This window comes from Bradyrhizobium iriomotense, from assembly GCF_018129405.1.
Lineage (GTDB): Bacteria > Pseudomonadota > Alphaproteobacteria > Rhizobiales > Xanthobacteraceae > Bradyrhizobium > Bradyrhizobium iriomotense_B.
The window spans coordinates 35,783-55,150 of sequence record NZ_JAFCLP010000008.1; the positions used below are offsets into that span (position 1 = coordinate 35,783).

Sequence of the window (19,368 nt, forward strand, 5' to 3'; positions counted from 1 at the left end):
GGACAACGCGAGGAGATTTTCGTGGCGTGGACCCAGGCTTACGACCCCTTCAACAATCCATGGCTCTCGACCGCCGCGGCGGCGCTGCCGGTCATCGTGCTGCTGAGTGCGATTGCGGTCTTCGAAATCAAGGCGCATTGGGCGGCAGCCATTGGCCTCGTGACCGCCCTCGGCGTTGCCGTGTTCGCGTTCGGCATGCCGGCGGGCATGGCCGGAATGGCCGCGGTCTACGGCGCGGGCTTCGGGCTCCTGCCGATCGGCTGGATCATCATCAACATCATCTTCCTCTATCAGCTTCTGAACGAGAAGGGCGAGTTCGCGGTGCTGCAACGCTCGGTCTCCTCGATCAGTGACGATCGCCGCCTCCAGCTGCTCTTCATCGCGTTTTCGCTGGGTGCGTTCTTCGAGGGCGCCGCAGGGTTCGGCACGCCGGTTGCGGTCACCGCCGCGATGCTGATAGGGCTTGGCTTTTCGCCGCTCGCCGCCTCCGGCCTGTCGCTGATCGCCAATACCGCGCCGGTCGCCTATGGCGCGCTCGGAACGCCCGTGATCGCGCTCAGCGCGGTGACTGGGCTGGATCTCCAGGAGCTGAGCGGGATGATCGGGCGGCAGCTGCCGTTCTTCTCGCTGCTGGTGCCGTTCTGGCTGATCTGGGCCTTCGTCGGCTTCCGCCGAATGCTCGAGATCTGGCCCGCCATTCTGGTGGCCGGCGTTTCGTTCGCCGTTCCGCAATATCTGGTCTCGAACTTCCATGGCCCATGGCTGGTCGACGTGATTGCCGCGGTGGTCTCCATGGCAAGCCTCGCGCTGTTCCTGCGCGTCTGGCGGCCCACGCATGCGATGAAGGAGATGCCGGCGCGCTATGGCGCCCCGCTATCGGACGAGGCTGCCGTCGGCAAGACCACCAAGGCGGCTGTCGCCAAGGCGTGGACGCCCTGGCTCATCTTCTCGGCTTTCGTCTTCGCCTGGGGCACGCCGCAGGTGAAGAGCTGGCTCGACGGCATCTGGGTCGCCAAGTTTCCCGTGCTCGGGCTGCACAACCTCGTTCAGAAGGCGCCGCCGGTCGTGGCCAAGCCTGTCGCAGAGGGCGCGGTCTATATGCTCAATCTGCTCTCGGCGGCCGGCACCGGCATTCTCCTGTCGGCGATCATTTCGGGCCTACTGGTCGGCTACGGTCCGCTCGGTCTGATCCGAATTTATGCGCGTACGCTCTATTTGACGCGCTATTCGATCGCGACCATCGCCTGCATGCTGGCGCTCGGTTTCGTCACCCGCTACTCCGGCACGGATGCCACGCTCGGACTGGCCTTCGCCAAGACCGGGGCGCTCTATCCGTTCTTCGGCGCGCTGATCGGCTGGCTCGGCGTCGCGCTGACGGGGTCGGATACGTCCTCGAACGTACTGTTCGGGGGACTTCAGCGCATCAGCGCCGAACAGATCGGCGTCAGTCCGGTGCTTATGGCAGCCGCCAACAGCTCCGGTGGCGTCATGGGCAAGATGATCGACGCGCAGAGCATCGTGGTCGCGTCCACGGCCACCAAATGGTACGGCCACGAGGGCACGATCCTGCGCTTCGTCTTCTTCCACAGCTTCGCGCTCGTCGTTCTCGTCGGCATCCTGGTGCTGGGCCAGGCTTACGTCTGGCCGCTCAAGCTGCTCGTGCCCTGATCGGGGGCTGGCGATGCGATTGTCACAGTGTCACAATTTTCACGACTTCCGGCGGCTGGCGCGTCGCCGGCTGCCCGGGCCGATCTTCGATTACATCGACGGTGGGGCGGACGATGAGGTCACCCACCGCCGCAACACGGCGAGCTTCGAGCAATGCGACCTCGTGCCCAATGTGCTACGCGGCGTGCAAGAGGTCGACCTCTCGGTCACCGTCATGGGACAGAAGCTTGCGCTGCCGTTCTATTGCTCGCCGACGGCCTTGCAGCGTCTGTTTCACCATCGGGGCGAGCGTGCCGTCGCTGCGGCCGCGGCGCGCTACGGCACCATGTTCGGCGTCTCCTCGCTCGGCACGGTCAGCCTCGAGGAGCTGCGCAAGGCCCATGATACGCCGCAGGTCTATCAGTTCTATTTCCACAGGGATCGCGGGCTCAACCGTGCGATGATGCAGCGCGCCAAGGACGCCGGCGTCGAGGTGATGATGCTGACGGTCGACAGCATCACCGGTGGAAATCGCGAGCGCGACCTGCGGACGGGATTCAGTATCCCCTTCCGTCTGACGCTCGCCGGAATGCTCCAGTTCGTGATCAAGCCGCAATGGGGCATCCAGTATGTCACCCACGAGAGATTCAGGCTGCCGCAACTGGAGGAGCATGTCGACATGAGCGGTGGCGCGGTGTCGATCGGCCGGTATTTCACCGAGATGCTGGATCCGTCGATGAATTGGGATGATGTCGCCGAGATGGTGCGGAGCTGGAACGGGCCATTCTGTCTGAAGGGGATCATGTCGCCGGCCGATGCGCGCCGCGCGGTCGAGATCGGCTGCGCCGGGATCATCCTGTCGAACCATGGTGGTCGGCAGCTCGACGGTTCTCGCTCCGCCTTCGACCAACTCGCCGAAATCGTCAACGCCGTCGGCGATCGCATCGACGTGATGATGGATGGCGGCATCCAGCGCGGGACCCACATCCTGAAGGCGCTCTCGCTCGGTGCCAAGGCCGTCGGCCTTGGGCGCTCCTATCTCTATCCGCTGGCGGCGGCCGGTCAGCCCGGCGTCGAGCGGGCCCTCGGCCTGTTGCGGGCCGAGCTCGAGCGCGACATGAAGCTGATGGGATGCACCTCGCTCGGCCAACTCTCGCGCGCCAATTTGCGCTTCAAGTCGGCAGCGTGAAATACCGGCGCGACGGCGCATCGATAGGAGGCGGTCATCAGTTTGAAGCGGCGCGCGCGGGACCTGGCGGTTCGTCTCGGTCGCTGATAAATCCGAGTCTAGCGCGGCCGGCTGCGCTCGATGATCTCCGCTGCACCCTTCGCCAGCAGATCGAGTCCCACGGCACGGCCGAGCTCGCGCGGGCGGTTGGCCGGCCCCGTGCGCGAGGCTTCGATGATGGTGTTGCCGGAGAGGTCGAGCACGGATGCGGTGAGCGACATCTGATCGCTCGCGATGGTCGAGAAGCCCGCCACCGGCGAATTGCAGTGACCGTTGAGCACCCACAGCACCTCGCGCTCGGCATCGGCTGAGGCATGGGCGGCGGGATCGTCGATCGATGACAGGATCTTTCGCGTTTGCCAGTCCTGCGCTGCGCATTCGACCGCGACGATGCCCTGCCCTGCCGCCGGCAGCATCTCCGCCGTCGCAAACTCGTAGGCGATGCGGCTGGCGAGTCCAACGCGATCGAGACCCGAGCGCGCCATGATCAGCGCATCGGCCGGGCCCACGGCGCCGCCGTCCGGCAAGCGCTGCTTCTCGCCATTGTCGAGCTTTCGCACGCGGGTGTCGGCGGCCCCACGGAAGTGGATCACTTCCACCTCCGGGAACAATCGCCGCGCATAGGCGGCCCGGCGCACCGCGTTGGTGCCGATCTTAAAACCCTTGCCGCGGGACTGGCGCAGCGCCTCGAGCGTCACACCGTCGCGCAGCACCAGCGCATCGCCGGGCGGATCGCGCGACAGCGTGGCGCCAATGACGAGGCCGGGCGTGTCCTCGTTGCCCGGCATGTCCTTCAGCGAATGCATCGCCGCCTGCAATTCGCCCGACAGCACGGCGGCGCGGATCTGCGCCACGAAGGCGCCGCCCTTGCCGCCATGCGGCAACAGCTTGCTGGTCTGGTCGAGATCGCCCGTGGTGTCGAACTTGACGATCTCGACATCGAGACCGGGTACGGCGGCGGTCAGGCGGCGCGCAATCTCCTCCGTCTGGGCCAGCGCCATCGCGCTCTTGCGTGTGCCGATCTTGAACCGCGTAGCCAAGTCCAAACCCTCTCAAGCAGCGAAGTTACCGCGCATCCTCCAATATCATGTCGGAGGCCTTTTCGGCGATCATGATGATCGGCGCGTTGGTGTTCCCCGAGACGAGGTCCGGCATGACCGAGCCATCGACGACGCGAAGGCCTTCGAGCCCCCTCACCTTCAGCCGCTGATCGACCACCGCGAGCGCGTCGTTGCCCATACGACAGGTCGAGGTCGGATGATAGATGGTGCTGCCGCGCTCGCGGCAATAATCCAGGATCTCGGCATCCGTGGATACCTTCGCCCCGGGATCGTACTCGTCGACCACGAACGGCTCCATCGCGGGTGCGTTCAAGATCTTGCGCAGGATCTTGATGCCTTCGACGTTGGTGGTGCGATCGGACTCGGTCGACATGTAGTTGATGCGGATCTCCGGCGGCACGGTCGGGTCGGCGCTCTTGATGCGCAGGGAGCCGCGGCTCTCGGGCCGGAGCTGGCAGATCGAGGCGGTGAAGCCGGAGAAATCGTGCAGCTTCTCGCCCATCTTGTCGGTCGAGAACGGCAGGAAATGGACCTGGATGTCGGGCGAGGCGAGCCGCGGACTGGTCTTGAAGAATGCGCCCGCCGTGCCGGCCGCAATCGTCAGCCAGCCCTTGCGGAACAGCGCATAGCGTGCGCCGGCCATGGTGCGGCGGAGCGGATTGTTGACGGTGTCGTTCAGCGTGATCTTCTGCGAGCAGCGCATCACGATGCGGACCTGCATGTGGTCCTGAAGGTCGTGGCCGACGCCAGCTGCGTCCAGCACCACATCGATGCCGTGCTTGCGCAGGAGATCGCCAGGGCCGACGCCGGAGAGCTGGAGCAGCTGCGGCGAGTTGTAGGCGCCGCTCGACAGCACGACCTCCTTCCGCGCCCGCGCGCGGCGCAGTGCAGCGCCTTGGCGATATTCGACCCCGACGGCGCGACGTCCCTCGAACAGCACGCGCTGACCGAGCGCCTCGGTCTCGATCTTGAGATTGCTGCGCGTCCGCGCGGGGCCGAGATAGGCGACCGACGTCGAGGCGCGCCGGCCGTTGCGCGTCGTGGTCTGGAACAGGCCGACGCCTTCCTGCGTCGCGCCGTTGAAATCAGGATTGTAGGGCAGACCGGTCTCGACCGCGGCGTCGATGAAGGCCTTCGAGAGCGGATCGGTCACGATCATGTTGGAGACCGGCAGCGGCCCATCCGTGCCGTGATACTGATCCGCACCGCGCGACTGGTTCTCGGCCTTCTTGAAATAAGGCAGCACGTCATCATAGCCCCAGCCGGTGTTGCCGAGCTGGCGCCAGCGATCGTAGTCCTCGTGCTGGCCACGGACATAGAGCAGGCCGTTGATCGAGCTCGATCCGCCCAGCGTCTTGCCGCGCGGCTGGAACACCTGGCGGCCCTTCAGCTCGGGCTCCGGCTCGGTCTGGTACATCCAGTTGACCGACTTCTCCTTGAACAGCTTGCCGTAGCCGAGCGGGACGTGGATCCAGATGTTGGAATCCTTCGGGCCGGCCTCGAGCAGCAGCACGCTGTGCTTGCCGTTCGCAGACAATCTGTTCGCAAGCACGCAGCCGGCTGAGCCGGCGCCGACGATGATGTAGTCGAATTCGGGTTCTGACGGAGTGAGGGAGGAATTTGCGTTCATGCGCTACTAGTCTTCTTGTTGGGCGTTTCCGTTTCGTGGCTTAGCACAATCATGCCTTGACGCGCAGCGCCTCGACCAGCGACCTGAACGCACGGGCATATTCCGCACCCGCCCTTGCGATATCGGCGCGACCGGCGCAGGCGACCGCGGCCTCCGTGACCGCGCCGAGCAGCAGCCGCGCCAGCGGCTCGACCGGCTGCCGCGCGATCAGGCCGGCCTCCATCGCTGCGGAGAGCGCACGCGGCATCTTGCCGCCAAAGTGCTGCGCGTCGATCTCGCGCCAGCGTTCCCAGCCCAGCACGGCGGGACCGTCGCGCAGGATGATCTGGCCGGTCGGTCCCTTGGCGGTCGCGGCGAAATAATGCTGGGTGCCGGCGACCATCGCGGCGAGCACGTCCTTCTCGGCCCGCGCTGTGCGGTCGATCTCGGCAACGAGGTCGCGCGAGACCTGGTCGAACACGGCTTCGAACACTGCCTCCTTGGTCTTGAAGTGATGATAGACCGCGCCCTTGGCGACGGAGGCGCCTTCCGCGATCTCGTCCATGGTGGTGGCGGCAAAGCCTTGCGTCCCGAACAGGCGGCGCGCCGCCGTCAGGATCGCCTCCGATGTCGCCGCCCGCCGCTCCGCCTGTTTCGCCATGAGTTTCGTCTAGTCGAATTCGCGACAGGCGGCCAGTCAGTGATTCAACACGGTGCGCCGCGCTGACACTGCACCCTCTCCCCTTGTGGGCCTTGTGGGAGAGGGTGGCTCGCCGCGGAGCGGCGAGACGGGGTGAGGGGTCTCTATCCACGCGTGACTCTCTCGCAATGGAATTCGCGGAGACAACCCCTCATCCGGCGCTTCGCGCCACCTTCTCCCACAAGGGGAGAAGGGAAGAGAGGCGGCCAGTTGACTTTTCGACTATCGGTCGGTAATTACCGACTATAAGTCGGTTTTTCTTGTGAGGTCGCCATGCCGAGCCGTGACATCGTCGAAGCCTTTGCGAAGCGGCTGGAGGATGGCGACTTCGTCGGAGCGATCCTCGACTACTACACCCCGGATGCCGCGACCTATGAGAACCTCGCCGCGCCCGTGGTCGGGCGCGACAAGCTCGCGGACAAGGAGCGCGGCGTGCTGGCGGCGTTCAAGGAGGTTACTGCCGTGCGCCTCGGCCCGAGCCTGATCGATGGCGACATTGTCGCCAGCCGCTGGAAATTCTCCTTCACCAACGCCGAGGGCGTGACGCGGACGCTGGAGGAGATCGCGTGGCAGACCTGGCGAGGCAATGAGATCATCGAGGAGCGCTTCTTCTACGATCCGAAGCAACTCGGACGCTGAGCAGGATTGCGCCTATCGGTACAGCATGACCACGGCCATGCCGACGAGAGGCGCAAGAAACTGAACGGCCTGCCATGCAGAGCCGTTGATGGACCACCGTCCGTAGACGATAGTGCCGCCGGGCTGCGATGACGATCCGGCCCGATCCCGGAAGGCTTTCCATCGCGCCCCGGCTGGCCCGAGAAAATCATCGGGCTTGACCGTCATGTCGGCGCTATTGAGCACCACCTGCATCATCTCGCCTTTCGGCTGGAACATGGCTTCTGACCCGGGTGGCGCAAGGAAGCTTCGCTTCGGCGCGATGTGCTGCTCATAGAAATCCTGACCGACCGTGACGGCAGCAGCATACGGACTGACATACGGCACCCCCGACATGCCAGGGACCTCGAGGTGGCCCACCCCGCGCACCTCCTGCCAGGGGATGAAAAGACCCTTGAGCCAGGGCCTGTGAAACCGGATGCCCGCGGCAGACATGGAGACGACTGCCCGGTCCGCATGGAAGTGCCGGTAGGACGAGAACGCGATCCATCCCGATCCCAAGTAGAGCAACATCCAGCCGAAAACATTCAGCGATGGGTTCACGAGATGGCTCCAATAGAGACTGCGCATGGCGCCGACATAGCTGGAGCCGCCGGTCGACCCGCCGACCATCAGGCTGATGCCACCGACGAGGGCGGAGACGATGATCAGGACAAGGGCGCCGATCAACAACTCCAGAAGCAGTGGCAGGCCGGACCGTCCGATCAGGGTCGTCAGTGCATAGCCTGCGAACGCCAGACCCAGGAGAGCCAAATAGACGGCGGCCAAAACTGCTCCATTCTGGCCACGGCTCTCGGCGTGAAGCGCGATCGCAAGGCCGGCGACGCAAGCCCACATGGCCCAGGGAACCCGGTCCATCCGCCACTTGTCCATCGTGTATTCGACCGTTGCCGAAACATCGGCTGAAGGCTCGATCATGGACAGGCCCTCGGGATTTCGAATGCATCCAGTGCCGACGCCGCGCAAGGTGGCCTGGTCGGTCCACGAACGTATCACGCGATCGGGGGGCGTCTCGATCCGGCCGGGGTGCGGCAAAAAGCCGATCGGGGAGCAGTTCTTCCGGGACCCGAAGCCGCTCAGCGAAGAGGCAGACAGCTTCCTTGCCGCCACCGAACAGGCCATGTGCCACAGGCGTGACGCATAACACCGCATTTGTATCGATTTGTTATCGATACCTTCCTTTGAACACGCAGAAGTGGTCGCGACCACCCTGGCAAGCATGGATAATTCATAGTTCGTCAAAGGTTTGCAGCGAATTCTCCGGATTGAGCCGGACAAACGGCCCTGCTGCTAGGCTCTGGAATGCGGACACAACTGACCAGCTATTTCGCGCGGCTGTTCGCCGGCGATCTGTCGGCGTTCGGCGGTCCCGCAACGGACGAAGCCGTGGCGGGGCACATCCGCGCCGAACAGATGTCGCTGGTGCTCGGCTATTCGGTCGGCATCATGCTCGCCAATGCCTGCAACGCCATCGTGCTGGCCATCGCGCTGTGGTCGTCGCCGGACCGGACGTTCGCGCTGATCTGGGCGGTCTCCGTCGCCGTCGCCGCGATCGCATTCGGCCTGCAATCCCGCGCCGCGCGGCGCATCACCAAGCCGCACTTCGTCTCGGAGCGCGCCATGCGTCGGCTGGTGCGCAATGCTTTTCTGCTCGGGGCCGCCTGGGGCATCGTCCCGGTCGCCTTCTTCGCCAACGCTTCGACCGGCGGCCAGCTCGTCATCACCTGCCTGTGCTCGGGAATGCTGGCCGGCGGCGCGCTCGCCTTCGCAACGATCCCGATCGCGGCCATCGCCTTCACGGCCCCGATCTTCGCCGGCATCGCCATCTGCCTCGGCAGGAACGGCGACCTGGCCTTCCTGCTGATCGCCTTCCTCGTCGTGGTCTATGGCAGCGTGCTGCTACGCGGCGTGTTCGTCAATTCGTTCTCGTTCGCGCGGCGCGTGATGCGGCAGATCGAGGCGGAGCGAACGGTGCGGCAGGATCCGCTGACGCACCTGCCCAACCGCTTCGCCTTCAATGAGACGCTCGATGCCGCGCTGAAGCGCCTTGCGCTATCGGGCGAGGAGTTCGCGGTGCTGCTGCTCGATCTCGATCGCTTCAAGGAGGTCAACGACAAGTTCGGCCATCCCGCCGGCGACGAATTCCTGGTCCAGGTCGCAGGCCGCCTGCAGCGCTGCACCCGCGCGGCTGAGCACGTCGCGCGCATCGGCGGCGACGAGTTCGCGCTGGTGATGGCCAATCTGGCCCGGCCCGAGGATGCGCTCGAGATCGCCGAGCGCTTCGTTGTGGCCTTCGACGAGCCGTTCCAGATCGAGGGCCGCCAGATCGTCGGCGCAACCAGCGTCGGCATCGTGCTGGCGCCTCGCGACGGCAACATGGCGCTCGACATCATGAAGAACGCGGACGCTGCGCTCTATCGCGCCAAGAAGGCGGGACCGGGCACCGTCTGCTTCTTCGAGCAAGCCGACGACAGGCTGTCCCGCGACCGCAAGGCGCTGCAAGCGGATCTCGAGGGTGCCATTGCGCGGGACGAGCTGTTCCTCGTCTTCCAGCCGTTCCTCGACCTCGACGAGAACCGCATCACCGGCTTCGAGGCGCTGCTGCGCTGGCAGCATCCCTCGCGGGGCCTTGTGCCGCCGAGCGAGTTCATCGCCATCGCCGAGGAGACCGGGCTGATCCACGAAATCGGCGAATGGGTGATCCGGCGCGCCTGCGCGACGCTGGCGGACTGGCCCGAAGACATCAGGGTCGCCGTGAATTTCTCCGCATCGCAGTTTCACAACACGGCCATCCTCCAGACCATCGTGCAGGCACTCGCCGATGCAAAGGTCTCTCCCAGCCGGTTCGAGATCGAGATCACGGAATCGATGCTGCTGTCGAAATACGGCTCGGCCGCCTCGATCCTGAACGCGCTGCTGCAACTCGGCGTCACCGTGGCGCTCGACGATTTCGGCACCGGCTTCTCATCGCTGACTTACCTGCGCAAGCTGCCGTTCAGCCGGATCAAGATCGACCAGTCCTTCATCCGCGACATGCTGGTGCAGCCGGACTGCGCCGCGATCGTGAAGTCGGTGATCTCGCTGGCGCGGGACCTCAACATCGCCGTGGTCGCCGAAGGCGTCGAGACCGCCGACCAGCTCGAATATCTGCGCCAGGTCGGTTGCGACGAGGTGCAGGGTTATCTGATCAGCCGGCCGGTGGCGGCAGATGGCGTGCGGGCGCTGCTCGACACGAAGAAGTACCGGGCGATCTACGCGGCGTAGGGGCTCTGCGGCTATCCTTAGAGACGCCGTAGCCCGGATGGAGCGGAGCACAATCCGGGAAGGTGCGCGCCGGAGCAAGACCGCCCCGGATTTCGCTCCGCTCCATCCGGGCTACGATCCCCTCCCCGAGACGTGCTCGGTCCGGAGGAGCCGCCTCAGACCGCATCCGCCCGCAGCAGCGTGTCCACGGTGATCGTGCCCCGCGCGCGGGAGACGCAGGCGCAGATCTTGTCGTTGCTCTCCTTCTGATGGTCGCTGAAGAAGACGTCGCGGTGGTCGATCTCGCCGTCGACCTCGACGACGTCGATGGCACAGAGGCCGCATTCGCCGCGCTTGCAATCGTACATCACCTCGTGGCCGCTGGCGTTGAGCACGTCCAGCATCGAACGCTCGCGCGGGATTTCGAGCTCGACGTTCGAGCCCTTCAGGCGCACGCGAAAAGCTTCGGTCGGCAGCGTACCGCTGGAGCCGAAGGTTTCGTAGCGGAGATCGGGCAGCGGATGGTCGGCGCCGATCCAGGCGTGACGCGCGGCATCGAGCATCCGCATCGGGCCGCAGAACAGCGCCAGCGCACCTTGCGGCAATGACGCGAACAGCGCGTCGAGATCGAGGCGTTGGCCTTCCTCGCTGGCATGGACGACGAGGCGGTCACCGAGCATTGCGGCGAGATCGTCGAGATAGGCGGCCTCAGTGCGCGAGCGCACGGCATAGTGCAGCGTGACATTGGCACCGCGGCGCGCCAGCGCCTGTGCCGCGCCGAGGATCGGGGTGATGCCGATACCGCCGGCGATCAGGCAATAGTTTTCCCGCGTCCAGTCCACTGCAAGCAGCGAGGCGGGCTGGGTGATGTCGAGCCGCGCGCCCGGCTGCAAGGACCACATGTAGCGCGAGCCGCCGCGGGAATCCTCGGCGCGGCGCACCGCAATTCGAAGGCCGTGCGAAGAGGCCTCGCCGACCAGCGAATAGGACCGCGTCTCCGGCTGGCCGTCGATGGTCACGCTGACATTGATGTGGCTGCCGACGGGATAGGCGGCGCCGTCGAACTGATCCGGGCGGATCAGGAATTCGCGGATGCCGGGCGCAAGGTCGCGCGTCGAGAGAAGCGTTGCCGGGGTCCAGGTTTCGATGAAGCGCATGATGACTGCCCTCAATCGGTTGCGGTCTTGATCAGCGCCAGCGCCGGCAAGAGGTCGAGATGGGTCCGGTTGCGCAGTGCGAGCCGAAGGTTTCGCACGGCAAGCCGCGCATGCTCGCGCATGATGGCTTCGGCGCGCGCGCCCTCGCGGTTCTCGATGGCGTCGATGACGACGCGGTGGTGCTCCTGCCCGATGATCAGGATCTGCTGCGCTTCGGGGAGCGCCGACTGCGCCATCACGAAGCCGCTTGGGGATGCGAACGGCAGCGCGGAGGCGCGGTCGATCTGCCGGATCAGGGGCGGACTGCGCGACAATTCCGTGAGCACCGCGTGGAAGCGTGCATTGAGCGTGACATAGGACGAGAAGGCCTCGATCGAGATCGGCACCTGGCGCAGCAGCTCGTCGATCGCAGCTAGGCATTCCTTCAACGGCTCGAGCTCCCGCGCGGAGACACCGCGCTCGGCAGCGAAGCGCGCAGCCAGGCCTTCCAGCGTGCCGCGCAGCTCGATGGAATCGGAGATGTCGCGCTCGGAGAAGGCCTTCACCATGAAGCCGCCGGAAGGGATTGCTTCCAGCAGGCCCTCCTCCTCCAGCCGCACCAGCGCCATGCGCACCGGCGTGCGCGAAGCACCGGTGGTCTCCACCGCCTGCAGCTCGGAGATGCGCTCGCCGGGGCGCAAAGACCCCGACAGGATCTGGTCGCGCAGCGCCAGCTGCGCCTTCACGGTCTGCGAGATGGAGCGATCGACCTCACGCTCGGCCATGACTTACTCCGCGGCCTGGAGGCGCGGCGGCGGATTTTCCTTCGTCACCATCTTGTCGATCAGCTTGCGCGACCACATCGCGCCGGCGTCGATGTTGAGGTTGTAGAAGACGCGATCGGGATTCTCGTCCATGGCACGCTGCTGCGCCTCCAGGATCAGCTCATCCTCGCGGAAGATGCCGGAGACGCCCTCGCGGATCTCTGTGGTGATGCGCTGCTCGCCCAGCTGGTAGTTGCGGACGAAGGCCCAGAAGTAGTGGCAGGTCTTCTCGGTCTCCGGCGTGATGGTGTTGAGCACGAAGCCGTTGACGCCCTGCGAGCGGTCGCCTTCCGGCGCGCCGGTACCCGTCGGCGCCACGCCGACGTCGATGGCGATGGTGCACGGCGCCTCGAAGCGGATGATCTGCCAGCGGTCGACGAGGCCGGGCTTGCCGAGCTGCTTGGCCCAGAACGGCGGGGCCTCGATGCCGCGCATCCAGCGCGTCACCGTCACCGTCTTCTCGCCGTGGGTGACGTCGAACGGCGCTTCGGCCACGGCATCGTTACCGATGGAGGAGCCGTGCACGAAAGTCTCGTGGGTGAGGTCCATGAGATTGTCGAGCACGAGGCGGTAGTCGCAATTGACGTGGATGGTCTTGCCGTCGCCGGCCCAGGCCGGATCGTGGTTCCAATGCATGTCGGGCACGAGCGCGGGATCGGCCAGCGCGGGATCGCCCATCCAGAGCCAGATGTAGCGGTGACGCTCGACGACGGGATAGGCGCGCACGCAGGCCGACGGGTTGATGGTCTCCTGCGAGGGCATGAAGGTGCAGCGGCCCTGCGCGTTGTATTTCAGGCCATGATAGCCGCAGACGACGGTGTCGCCTTCGAGCCGGCCCTTGGACAGCGGCACCAGGCGGTGCCAGCAGGCATCCTCCAGCGCGGCCACCGAGCCGTCGGCCTTCCGGTACATCACGATGTGCTTGCCGCAGATCGTCCGCGGCAGCAGCGCCGGCTTCACCTCGGCGTCCCAGGCCGCGGCGTACCAGGCGTTCATGGGGAAGGGCTTTGTCATCGGTCTCACTCCCACGGCTTATGTATGCGTTATGTATACAATAGCGAAGGGATTGAATTGTTCAAGATCAAAATGGGCGTACTATAATACCTATTACGCAGACTCTGTATACATAGATAACTGTCATCCCCCGCAAAGGCGGGGAATCCAGTACTCCGCGGCAGATATTGGGTGCACACATCTTCCGCCGCGGCGTACTGGATCACCCGCTTTCGCGGGTGATGACACCTGTTGATACGGCGACCCTTCCTTGGAGGGGCAGTTAGAGCGGCGCTCGGCTCGGCCCCTACGCCCCGAACACCTTCTTCAGCCCTGCCTGAGCCTCCTCCTGAATCCGCTTCAGGTGCTCGGTGCTGCGGAAGCTTTCCGCATAGATCTTGTAGACGTCCTCCGTCCCGGACGGCCGCGCGGCGAACCAGCCGAAATCGGTTTCGACCTTGATACCGCCGAACGGTTGGCCGTTGCCGGGCGCCTTGCTCAGCGTCGAGCGAACCGGATCGCCGGCGAGATCCTTCAGGCCGAGCTGCTCGGGCGTGACGGACTTCAAAATGTTCTTCTGCGGCCCGGTCGCCGCTACGTCGATGCGCGCGTAATGCGGCACGCCGAACTCGGCCGTGAGATCATTAAAGAGCAGGCTGGGATCGCGGCCGGTCTTCGCCATGATCTCGGCGGCGAGCAGGCCGAGGATGATGCCGTCCTTGTCGGTAGTCCACACCGTGCCGTCGCGCCTGAGGAACGAGGCGCCCGCACTCTCCTCGCCGCCGAAACCAAAACCGCCGCTGACGAGGCCGTCGACGAACCATTTGAAGCCGACCGGCGTCTCCACCAGCTTGCGGCCGAGCTTCTTGGCGACGCGGTCGATGATCGAGCTCGACACCACGGTCTTGCCGATCGCAGCGTCCCTGCCCCAGTTCGGGCGGTGCGCGAACAGATAGGAGATCGCAGTCGCCAGATAATGGTTCGGGTTCATCAGGCCGCCGGTGCGCGTGACGATACCGTGGCGGTCGGCGTCGGTGTCGTTGGCAAAGGCGACGTCGAAACGGTCGCGCATGCCGATCAGGCTGGCCATCGCATAAGGCGAGGAGCAGTCCATGCGGATCTTGCCGTCCCAGTCGACCGTCATGAAGCGGAAGGTCGGGTCGATCGCCTCGTTCACGACGGTGGCCTTGAGGCCGTAGCGTTCGATGATCGGATGCCAGTAATGCACGGCGGCGCCGCCGAGCGGATCGATGCCGATCTTGATGCCGGCGGATTTGACCAGGTCGAGATCGACGACGTTGCCGAGATCGGCGACGTAGGGCGTGATGAAGTCGTAAGGGTGGACGTTCGCGGCCTTGCGCGCCTTGGCGTAGTCGATGCGCTTCACGCCCTTGAGGCCGTCGGCGAGATAGGCGTTGGCGCGCTTCTCGACCACACCGGTCACGTCGGTATCGGCGGGGCCGCCATGCGGCGGATTGTATTTGTAGCCGCCGTCTTCCGGCGGGTTGTGCGAGGGCGTGATGACGACGCCGTCGGCAAGGCCCGAGGTCCGGCCCTTGTTGTAGGTGAGGATCGCGTGCGAGATCACGGGCGTCGGCGTGTAGCCGCCATCCTTGTCGATCATGATGTCGACGCCGTTGGCGGCGAACACCTCGACTGCGCTGACCAGCGCCGGCTCGGCCAGCGCATGGGTGTCGATGCCTATGAAGAGCGGGCCGGTCAGCCCCTTCTCCTTCCGGTAGTCACAAATCGCCTGCGTCGTCGCGAGGATGTGGCCCTCGTTGAACGTGTTCTTGAACGAGGTGCCGCGATGGCCGGAGGTGCCGAACGCCACCCGCTGCGCGGGGTCCGCAACATCGGGCTTGCCCGCGAAATAGGCCGTCACCAGCCGCGGAATGTTGGTGAGCGCGCTCGGCGCAACCGGCTTACCCGCCGCGGGATCGACTTCTGCCACTGCAACTCTCCGTGCCTTCAAACGACAGCCTAGAGCTTTTTCCGTTCCGATAGAATCGGAACAGAAGCTCCAGATTCTTGTTTTGACGCGTTTTCTTCACGCAAACCGGCATCCACTTCGCTGGAAAACGCTCTCGAACACCATACCATCGGCCGGCGCATCGCCAAGCCGATTGCCGGACCGGCACAAGTGACCGGCCCGACTCAACCGACAACGCGCATCCGGCTCAGGATGATCCATGGCGATGACGCATGGCGCGCCTCGTACTTTGGTCTCGGATTTCGGTTGATTCAGGACAAAGACGCCGCCGCGTGGCGTGGGGCACGCTGCTTGCCGTTTGATCAACGAAAGCCGGGATTTGCAGGATCAGCCCGCCGATCCCTTGGCTGATTCCTCGCTGATTGCCTTGCTGATTGCCTTGGGGGAGTTAACTCAAGATGACTGGACGTTTGATCTTCACGCTCGTGCTGGCCCTGGCCACGTCGTCGTTGCCCACACCGTCCGCCTCCGCCGCCGAGGGCGATGCCGCCGCGGGCAAGGCCGTCTTCCAGCGAACCTGCGAGAACTGCCACGCGGTGGCGATCGGGGTGAACAAGGTCGGCCCAAGCCTCTGGAATGTCGTTGACCGCAAGCCTGCCGTCGTTCCGGACTTCGCCTATTCTGATGCCATGAAGGCCAACAAGGCGGCATGGACGCCGACGGCGCTGGATGCCTACCTCGCCGACCCCCGCGGCGACGTCCACGGCGTCAAGATGTTCTTCAAGGGGCTGCCGAACCCCGCGGATCGGGCCAATGTCATCGCCTATCTTCAGACGCTGAAATGAGCGGCCGCTAGAGCGATGAGATCAGGATGAGTTCGCCGGGGCATGCGGTTCTGTTATGATCCGCGCGGCCACGGAGAATCATCCACCCATGGACTTGGCGCGCTGGCATCTGCGCGTGCTCATCCTACTCGCCATCGCGGGGCTTGCTGTGCGCGCCAACGCCGCCGAGTTCTACACCGAGGATCTGCGCATCCCGATGACGGAGGCGGGGCCGCAGGGGCTGGAGGCATTCCTGGTGCGCCCGGCGGGGACAAAGCGCTATCCGCTGGCGCTGCTCAGCCATGGCTCGCCGCGCAAGTTCGATGACCGCGCGACGATGTCGGCGCACAAATATTACGGCATCGCGCTCGAATATGCCCGGCGCGGCTTTGCCGCGCTGATCGTGATGCGGCGCGGCTACGGCACCTCACCCGGCGGCCGCGCCGATAGCGTCGGCGGCTGCGCCAATGCCGCCTATTTGCCGGCAGCGGCGGTTGCGGTGGCCGATTTGCGCGCGGCGATCGACGCAATGGCGCGGCGGACCGACGTCACGACATCAGGCATGATCGCGGCAGGCCATTCCGCCGGCGGGCTCGCCACCGTCGCGCTGACGGCGCAGCCACCAAGCGGCCTCGTCGCCGCGATCAGCTTCGCCGGCGGCCGCGGCTCGCGCGACGACGACGACGTCTGCAACGAGGATGGGCTGGTGCAGGCCTTTGCCAGCTTCGGCAAGACCTCGCGGGTGCCGATGCTGTGGGTCTATGCCAGCAACGATTCGTATTTCGGCCCCGAACTCGCGCGCCGGCTGTATGACGGGTTTCGCGGCCATGGCGGCACCGCCAAGTTCGTCGCAGCGCCGGCTTACGGCGACGATGGACATTATCTCTATTCCGTGGCCGGCCGCCCGCAATGGACGCCCTATGTGGATGCGTTCCTGCGCGAACGTGGGCTGAACCATGACATCCTGAGCCCGCCCGATCCGCTGCCGCCGCCGAGCCAGCTCAACGAGGCCGCGCGCGCGGAGTTCGCGCGCTATCTTGCCAGCACGTTGCCGCACAAGGCGTTTGCGGTGTCGCCGAACGGCGGCTACGGCTGGCGTTCAGGGCGCGCCACCGCCGACGATGCCCAGCGCGATTCGCTCACCGCCTGCATGAAATGGTCGACGACCTGCACGCTCTATGCGGTCGACGACCGGCTGGCCGGGCCTGCGCAGAAGAAGTCGACGGACCAGAGCGCCCGCGCGCGGTAACGCTAGAGGCGTTCGCTGAGCGCAAGCTTGTAGCCGACGCCGGTGACGGTCGCGATGACGGGCGTGCCGCTGCCGACGAGCTTGCGACGCAGCCGCGCCACCAGCGCATCGACGGTGCGGATGTCGACCTCGGCCTGGCGGTTGCTGACGACCTCGATCAGATAGTCGCGGCTGAGCGGTCTGCCGTCGGCCCCGACCAGCGCCGCGAGCAGGTCGAATTCGGCCCGGGTCAGCGCCACCGGCTTGCCGTCGGCGCCGAGCAGCTCGCGCCGCGTCAGGTCGATGATCCAGTCGCCGAAGGCGATCGAATTGTGGTTGCGCGCCGCCTTGCGGTCGATCGAGCGCCGCCGCAGCACGCTGCGCGCACGTGCGAGCAGGTCGCGCAAATTGATCGGCTTGGTGACGTAATGGTCGCCGGCGATCTCGAGGCCGAGGATGCGATCGACGTCCGTGTCGCGGCGGGTCACGAAGATGATGCCCGCGTTGCTGGTCGCCTGGATCTCCTTGGCGAGGTCGAAGCCGTCGCCGTCGGGCAGCTGCACGTCGAGGAAGACGAGATCGGTGCGCGAGCGCAACGCTTGCCGGCACTCCGCGCAGGAGCCGGCGCCGACCACGTCGAAATTGTTGTCGTTGAAATAGCCGACCAGCATCGTCCGCGTCACCGGATCGTCCTCGACCACGATCAGCCGCTCGCGGCCCGCGGGACGTATCTCCTGACGTGCGGAATCAGCCACGATGTTGGATGTCCTGTGTGCGTGCGACCCGGCCTGAAAAGTCGCGCCGTCGCGCAACACATTGTCATGTGAACGAACATTCACAGCTGGTTCGAGCCCCCGAAATTGCCTGGCCAATACTAGGCTTATTGTGCCGCCCAAACAATATTGGTCACGATCTCGCCGTATTAAGTATGAATTACCCCACACTTCTCATCCGGCGCACCATCATCCCGGCATGGTCCGTGCGAGCGCCGCGGTGCCGGCTCCGGACTCGAACGCCGGTTAACGTAAAGAATGCCTTCGGCTTCGGGAAAGCCGGCCGCGCCTCTATGGTCCCGCCTGCAGATGGAAACCGAAGGAGCAGGCGTTATGCAGGGGCAGCCCCGGCCAGTTGCCGGTCGAACCGAGAAAACCACAACGCCCTTCGGCCGTTCGCACAGCCTCGACTTTCTGCGCGGCCTTGCCATCGTCGGCGTGATGGCGATCCATGTCTCACAATCCTTTCCATCGAATATCCGCGTCGTCGACTTCGCCTTCATGTGCGGCTGGACCGGCGTCAACGTGTTCTACTTTGTCAGCGCCATGACGATGTGCCTGATGTGGACGCAGCGGACCGAAACCAATCCGACGCGCAACTTCTACATCCGACGTGCCTTGCGCATCGCGCCGCTGTTCTGGCTCGCGATCCCGCTCTATCTCGCCGTCAACGGCACTGGCCCGAGCACCAACGCACCCAACGGCATCGGGCCGCTCCAGGTGATCCTGACGGCGACATTCCTGCACGGCTTCTGGCCGGACAGCGTCAACAGCATCGTACCGGGCGACTGGTCGATCGCCGCGGAGATGACATTCTATCTCCTCTTCCCGCTCCTGATCGCCGCGTTCGGCGCGCGCCGTCATCTCTATCTCGGGCTCGCGATCGTGCTGCATCTCGTCAATGTCTGCCTGTTCAAGCCGTTCGCCTTTGCGCTGTTCTCCGCCTATTACGGGCCGGGCAATGAAGCGTTCGTCTGGAACGCGCTCCACATCAGCTTCCTGAACCAGCTTCCGGTCTTCCTCGTCGGCTGCGCGCTGTTCTTCGCGCTGCGCGACGGCTTTGCGAAGTCTGACGCGGCGATCCTCGTCGCCTTCATCGCGCTGTCCTTCATCGCCGATCGCGCCACCGGCTCGCACGAGTTCAACTATCTGATGATCAACCTCGTGCTCGGCGCGCTGGTTGCCGGCTGCATTCACCTGGCGATCCGGTGGTCGCCGATCGAGACGCTCGGCCGCAATTCCTATTCGATGTACCTGTCGCACTTCGCCGTGATCTACGGCCTGCGCCAGATCTGGCCGCTCGCGGACGGGCTGGTCTCGCTGCTCATCGCCTATGCCGTCACGGCCGCGCTCAGCTATCTCGTCGCGCGCGCGACCTGGCATCTGGTCGAGCGGCACGCACAGGATCTCGCGCATCGCCTGACCTCACGGGCGTCAAGCCGGCCCGCCATCGGACCCAACGTCGCGGCCGCTGCGACAGGCGTGAGCTGA

General features: G+C 65.3%; 16 protein-coding genes. 7 read left to right on the forward strand and 9 right to left on the reverse strand.

What is annotated here, in order from left to right; all coding sequences use genetic code 11:
• The first annotated feature begins 21 nt into the window (after window positions 1–21).
• Both JQ592_RS18385 and JQ592_RS18390 read left to right on the forward strand, forming a co-directional pair.
• Window positions 22–1,668 (forward strand): L-lactate permease, encoded by a 1,647-nt coding sequence (locus JQ592_RS18385; RefSeq protein ID WP_211404221.1) that lies wholly within the window; start codon window positions 22–24, stop codon window positions 1,666–1,668.
• Between the two features lie 13 nt (window positions 1,669–1,681).
• Window positions 1,682–2,836, forward strand: a complete 1,155-nt coding sequence (locus JQ592_RS18390) for an alpha-hydroxy acid oxidase (protein ID WP_211404222.1) — start codon at window positions 1,682–1,684, stop codon at window positions 2,834–2,836.
• 98 nt (window positions 2,837–2,934) lie between these two features.
• Here the strand turns inward: JQ592_RS18390 and hemC are convergent, their stop codons facing one another.
• Genes hemC through JQ592_RS18405 form a run of 3 tightly spaced genes read right to left on the reverse strand, consistent with a single transcriptional unit; the run spans window position 2,935 to window position 6,206 of the window.
• A complete protein-coding gene (gene hemC / locus JQ592_RS18395; RefSeq protein WP_211404223.1) occupies window positions 2,935–3,915 on the reverse strand; it encodes a hydroxymethylbilane synthase in 981 nt (326 codons plus the stop codon).
• 25 nt (window positions 3,916–3,940) lie between these two features.
• Window positions 3,941–5,566: a GMC family oxidoreductase gene (locus JQ592_RS18400; RefSeq protein WP_211404224.1), complete on the reverse strand. Its 1,626-nt coding sequence runs from the start codon at window positions 5,564–5,566 to the stop codon at window positions 3,941–3,943.
• 49 nt (window positions 5,567–5,615) lie between these two features.
• Window positions 5,616–6,206: a TetR/AcrR family transcriptional regulator gene (locus tag JQ592_RS18405; RefSeq protein ID WP_211404225.1), complete on the reverse strand. Its 591-nt coding sequence runs from the start codon at window positions 6,204–6,206 to the stop codon at window positions 5,616–5,618.
• A 312-nt stretch (window positions 6,207–6,518) separates the two neighbouring features.
• On the opposite strand from JQ592_RS18405, the gene JQ592_RS18410 reads away from it, so the two are divergent.
• Window positions 6,519–6,884 (forward strand): nuclear transport factor 2 family protein, encoded by a 366-nt coding sequence (locus JQ592_RS18410; protein WP_211404226.1) that lies wholly within the window; start codon window positions 6,519–6,521, stop codon window positions 6,882–6,884.
• A 12-nt stretch (window positions 6,885–6,896) separates the two neighbouring features.
• Here the strand turns inward: JQ592_RS18410 and JQ592_RS18415 are convergent, their stop codons facing one another.
• Window positions 6,897–8,144 carry a hypothetical protein gene (locus JQ592_RS18415; protein ID WP_246820505.1) on the reverse strand — a complete coding sequence of 416 codons (1,248 nt, stop codon included), beginning with the start codon at window positions 8,142–8,144 and terminating at the stop codon, window positions 6,897–6,899.
• Window positions 8,145–8,225: 81 nt separating this feature from the next.
• On the opposite strand from JQ592_RS18415, the gene JQ592_RS18420 reads away from it, so the two are divergent.
• Complete coding sequence (locus JQ592_RS18420) at window positions 8,226–10,187, forward strand: putative bifunctional diguanylate cyclase/phosphodiesterase (RefSeq protein WP_211404227.1); 1,962 nt, start codon at window positions 8,226–8,228, stop codon at window positions 10,185–10,187.
• A 155-nt stretch (window positions 10,188–10,342) separates the two neighbouring features.
• Here JQ592_RS18420 and JQ592_RS18425 read toward each other — a convergent pair whose 3' ends face one another.
• The 4 genes from JQ592_RS18425 to pgm all read right to left on the reverse strand — a co-directional run bounded on the left by JQ592_RS18425 (window position 10,343) and on the right by pgm (window position 15,073).
• On the reverse strand, window positions 10,343–11,323 hold the full coding sequence (locus JQ592_RS18425; RefSeq protein WP_211404228.1) for a PDR/VanB family oxidoreductase: 981 nt from the start codon (window positions 11,321–11,323) through the stop codon (window positions 10,343–10,345).
• Window positions 11,324–11,334: 11 nt separating this feature from the next.
• Window positions 11,335–12,087: a GntR family transcriptional regulator gene (locus tag JQ592_RS18430; protein WP_211404229.1), complete on the reverse strand. Its 753-nt coding sequence runs from the start codon at window positions 12,085–12,087 to the stop codon at window positions 11,335–11,337.
• A gap of 3 nt (window positions 12,088–12,090) precedes the next feature.
• Window positions 12,091–13,140 carry an aromatic ring-hydroxylating dioxygenase subunit alpha gene (locus tag JQ592_RS18435; RefSeq protein WP_211404230.1) on the reverse strand — a complete coding sequence of 350 codons (1,050 nt, stop codon included), beginning with the start codon at window positions 13,138–13,140 and terminating at the stop codon, window positions 12,091–12,093.
• Between the two features lie 286 nt (window positions 13,141–13,426).
• Window positions 13,427–15,073, reverse strand: a complete 1,647-nt coding sequence (gene pgm, locus JQ592_RS18440; protein WP_211404231.1) for a phosphoglucomutase (alpha-D-glucose-1,6-bisphosphate-dependent) — start codon at window positions 15,071–15,073, stop codon at window positions 13,427–13,429.
• Window positions 15,074–15,510: 437 nt separating this feature from the next.
• Here pgm and JQ592_RS18445 point away from each other — a divergent pair, with 437 nt between their 5' ends.
• Complete coding sequence (locus JQ592_RS18445) at window positions 15,511–15,897, forward strand: c-type cytochrome (RefSeq protein WP_211404232.1); 387 nt, start codon at window positions 15,511–15,513, stop codon at window positions 15,895–15,897.
• Between the two features lie 88 nt (window positions 15,898–15,985).
• Complete coding sequence (locus JQ592_RS18450; RefSeq protein WP_211404233.1) at window positions 15,986–17,125, forward strand: alpha/beta hydrolase family protein; 1,140 nt, start codon at window positions 15,986–15,988, stop codon at window positions 17,123–17,125.
• A gap of 2 nt (window positions 17,126–17,127) precedes the next feature.
• Here the strand turns inward: JQ592_RS18450 and JQ592_RS18455 are convergent, their stop codons facing one another.
• Window positions 17,128–17,943, reverse strand: a complete 816-nt coding sequence (locus JQ592_RS18455) for a response regulator transcription factor (RefSeq protein ID WP_211404234.1) — start codon at window positions 17,941–17,943, stop codon at window positions 17,128–17,130.
• A gap of 267 nt (window positions 17,944–18,210) precedes the next feature.
• On the opposite strand from JQ592_RS18455, the gene JQ592_RS18460 reads away from it, so the two are divergent.
• Window positions 18,211–19,368 (forward strand): acyltransferase family protein, encoded by a 1,158-nt coding sequence (locus JQ592_RS18460; RefSeq protein WP_211404235.1) that lies wholly within the window; start codon window positions 18,211–18,213, stop codon window positions 19,366–19,368.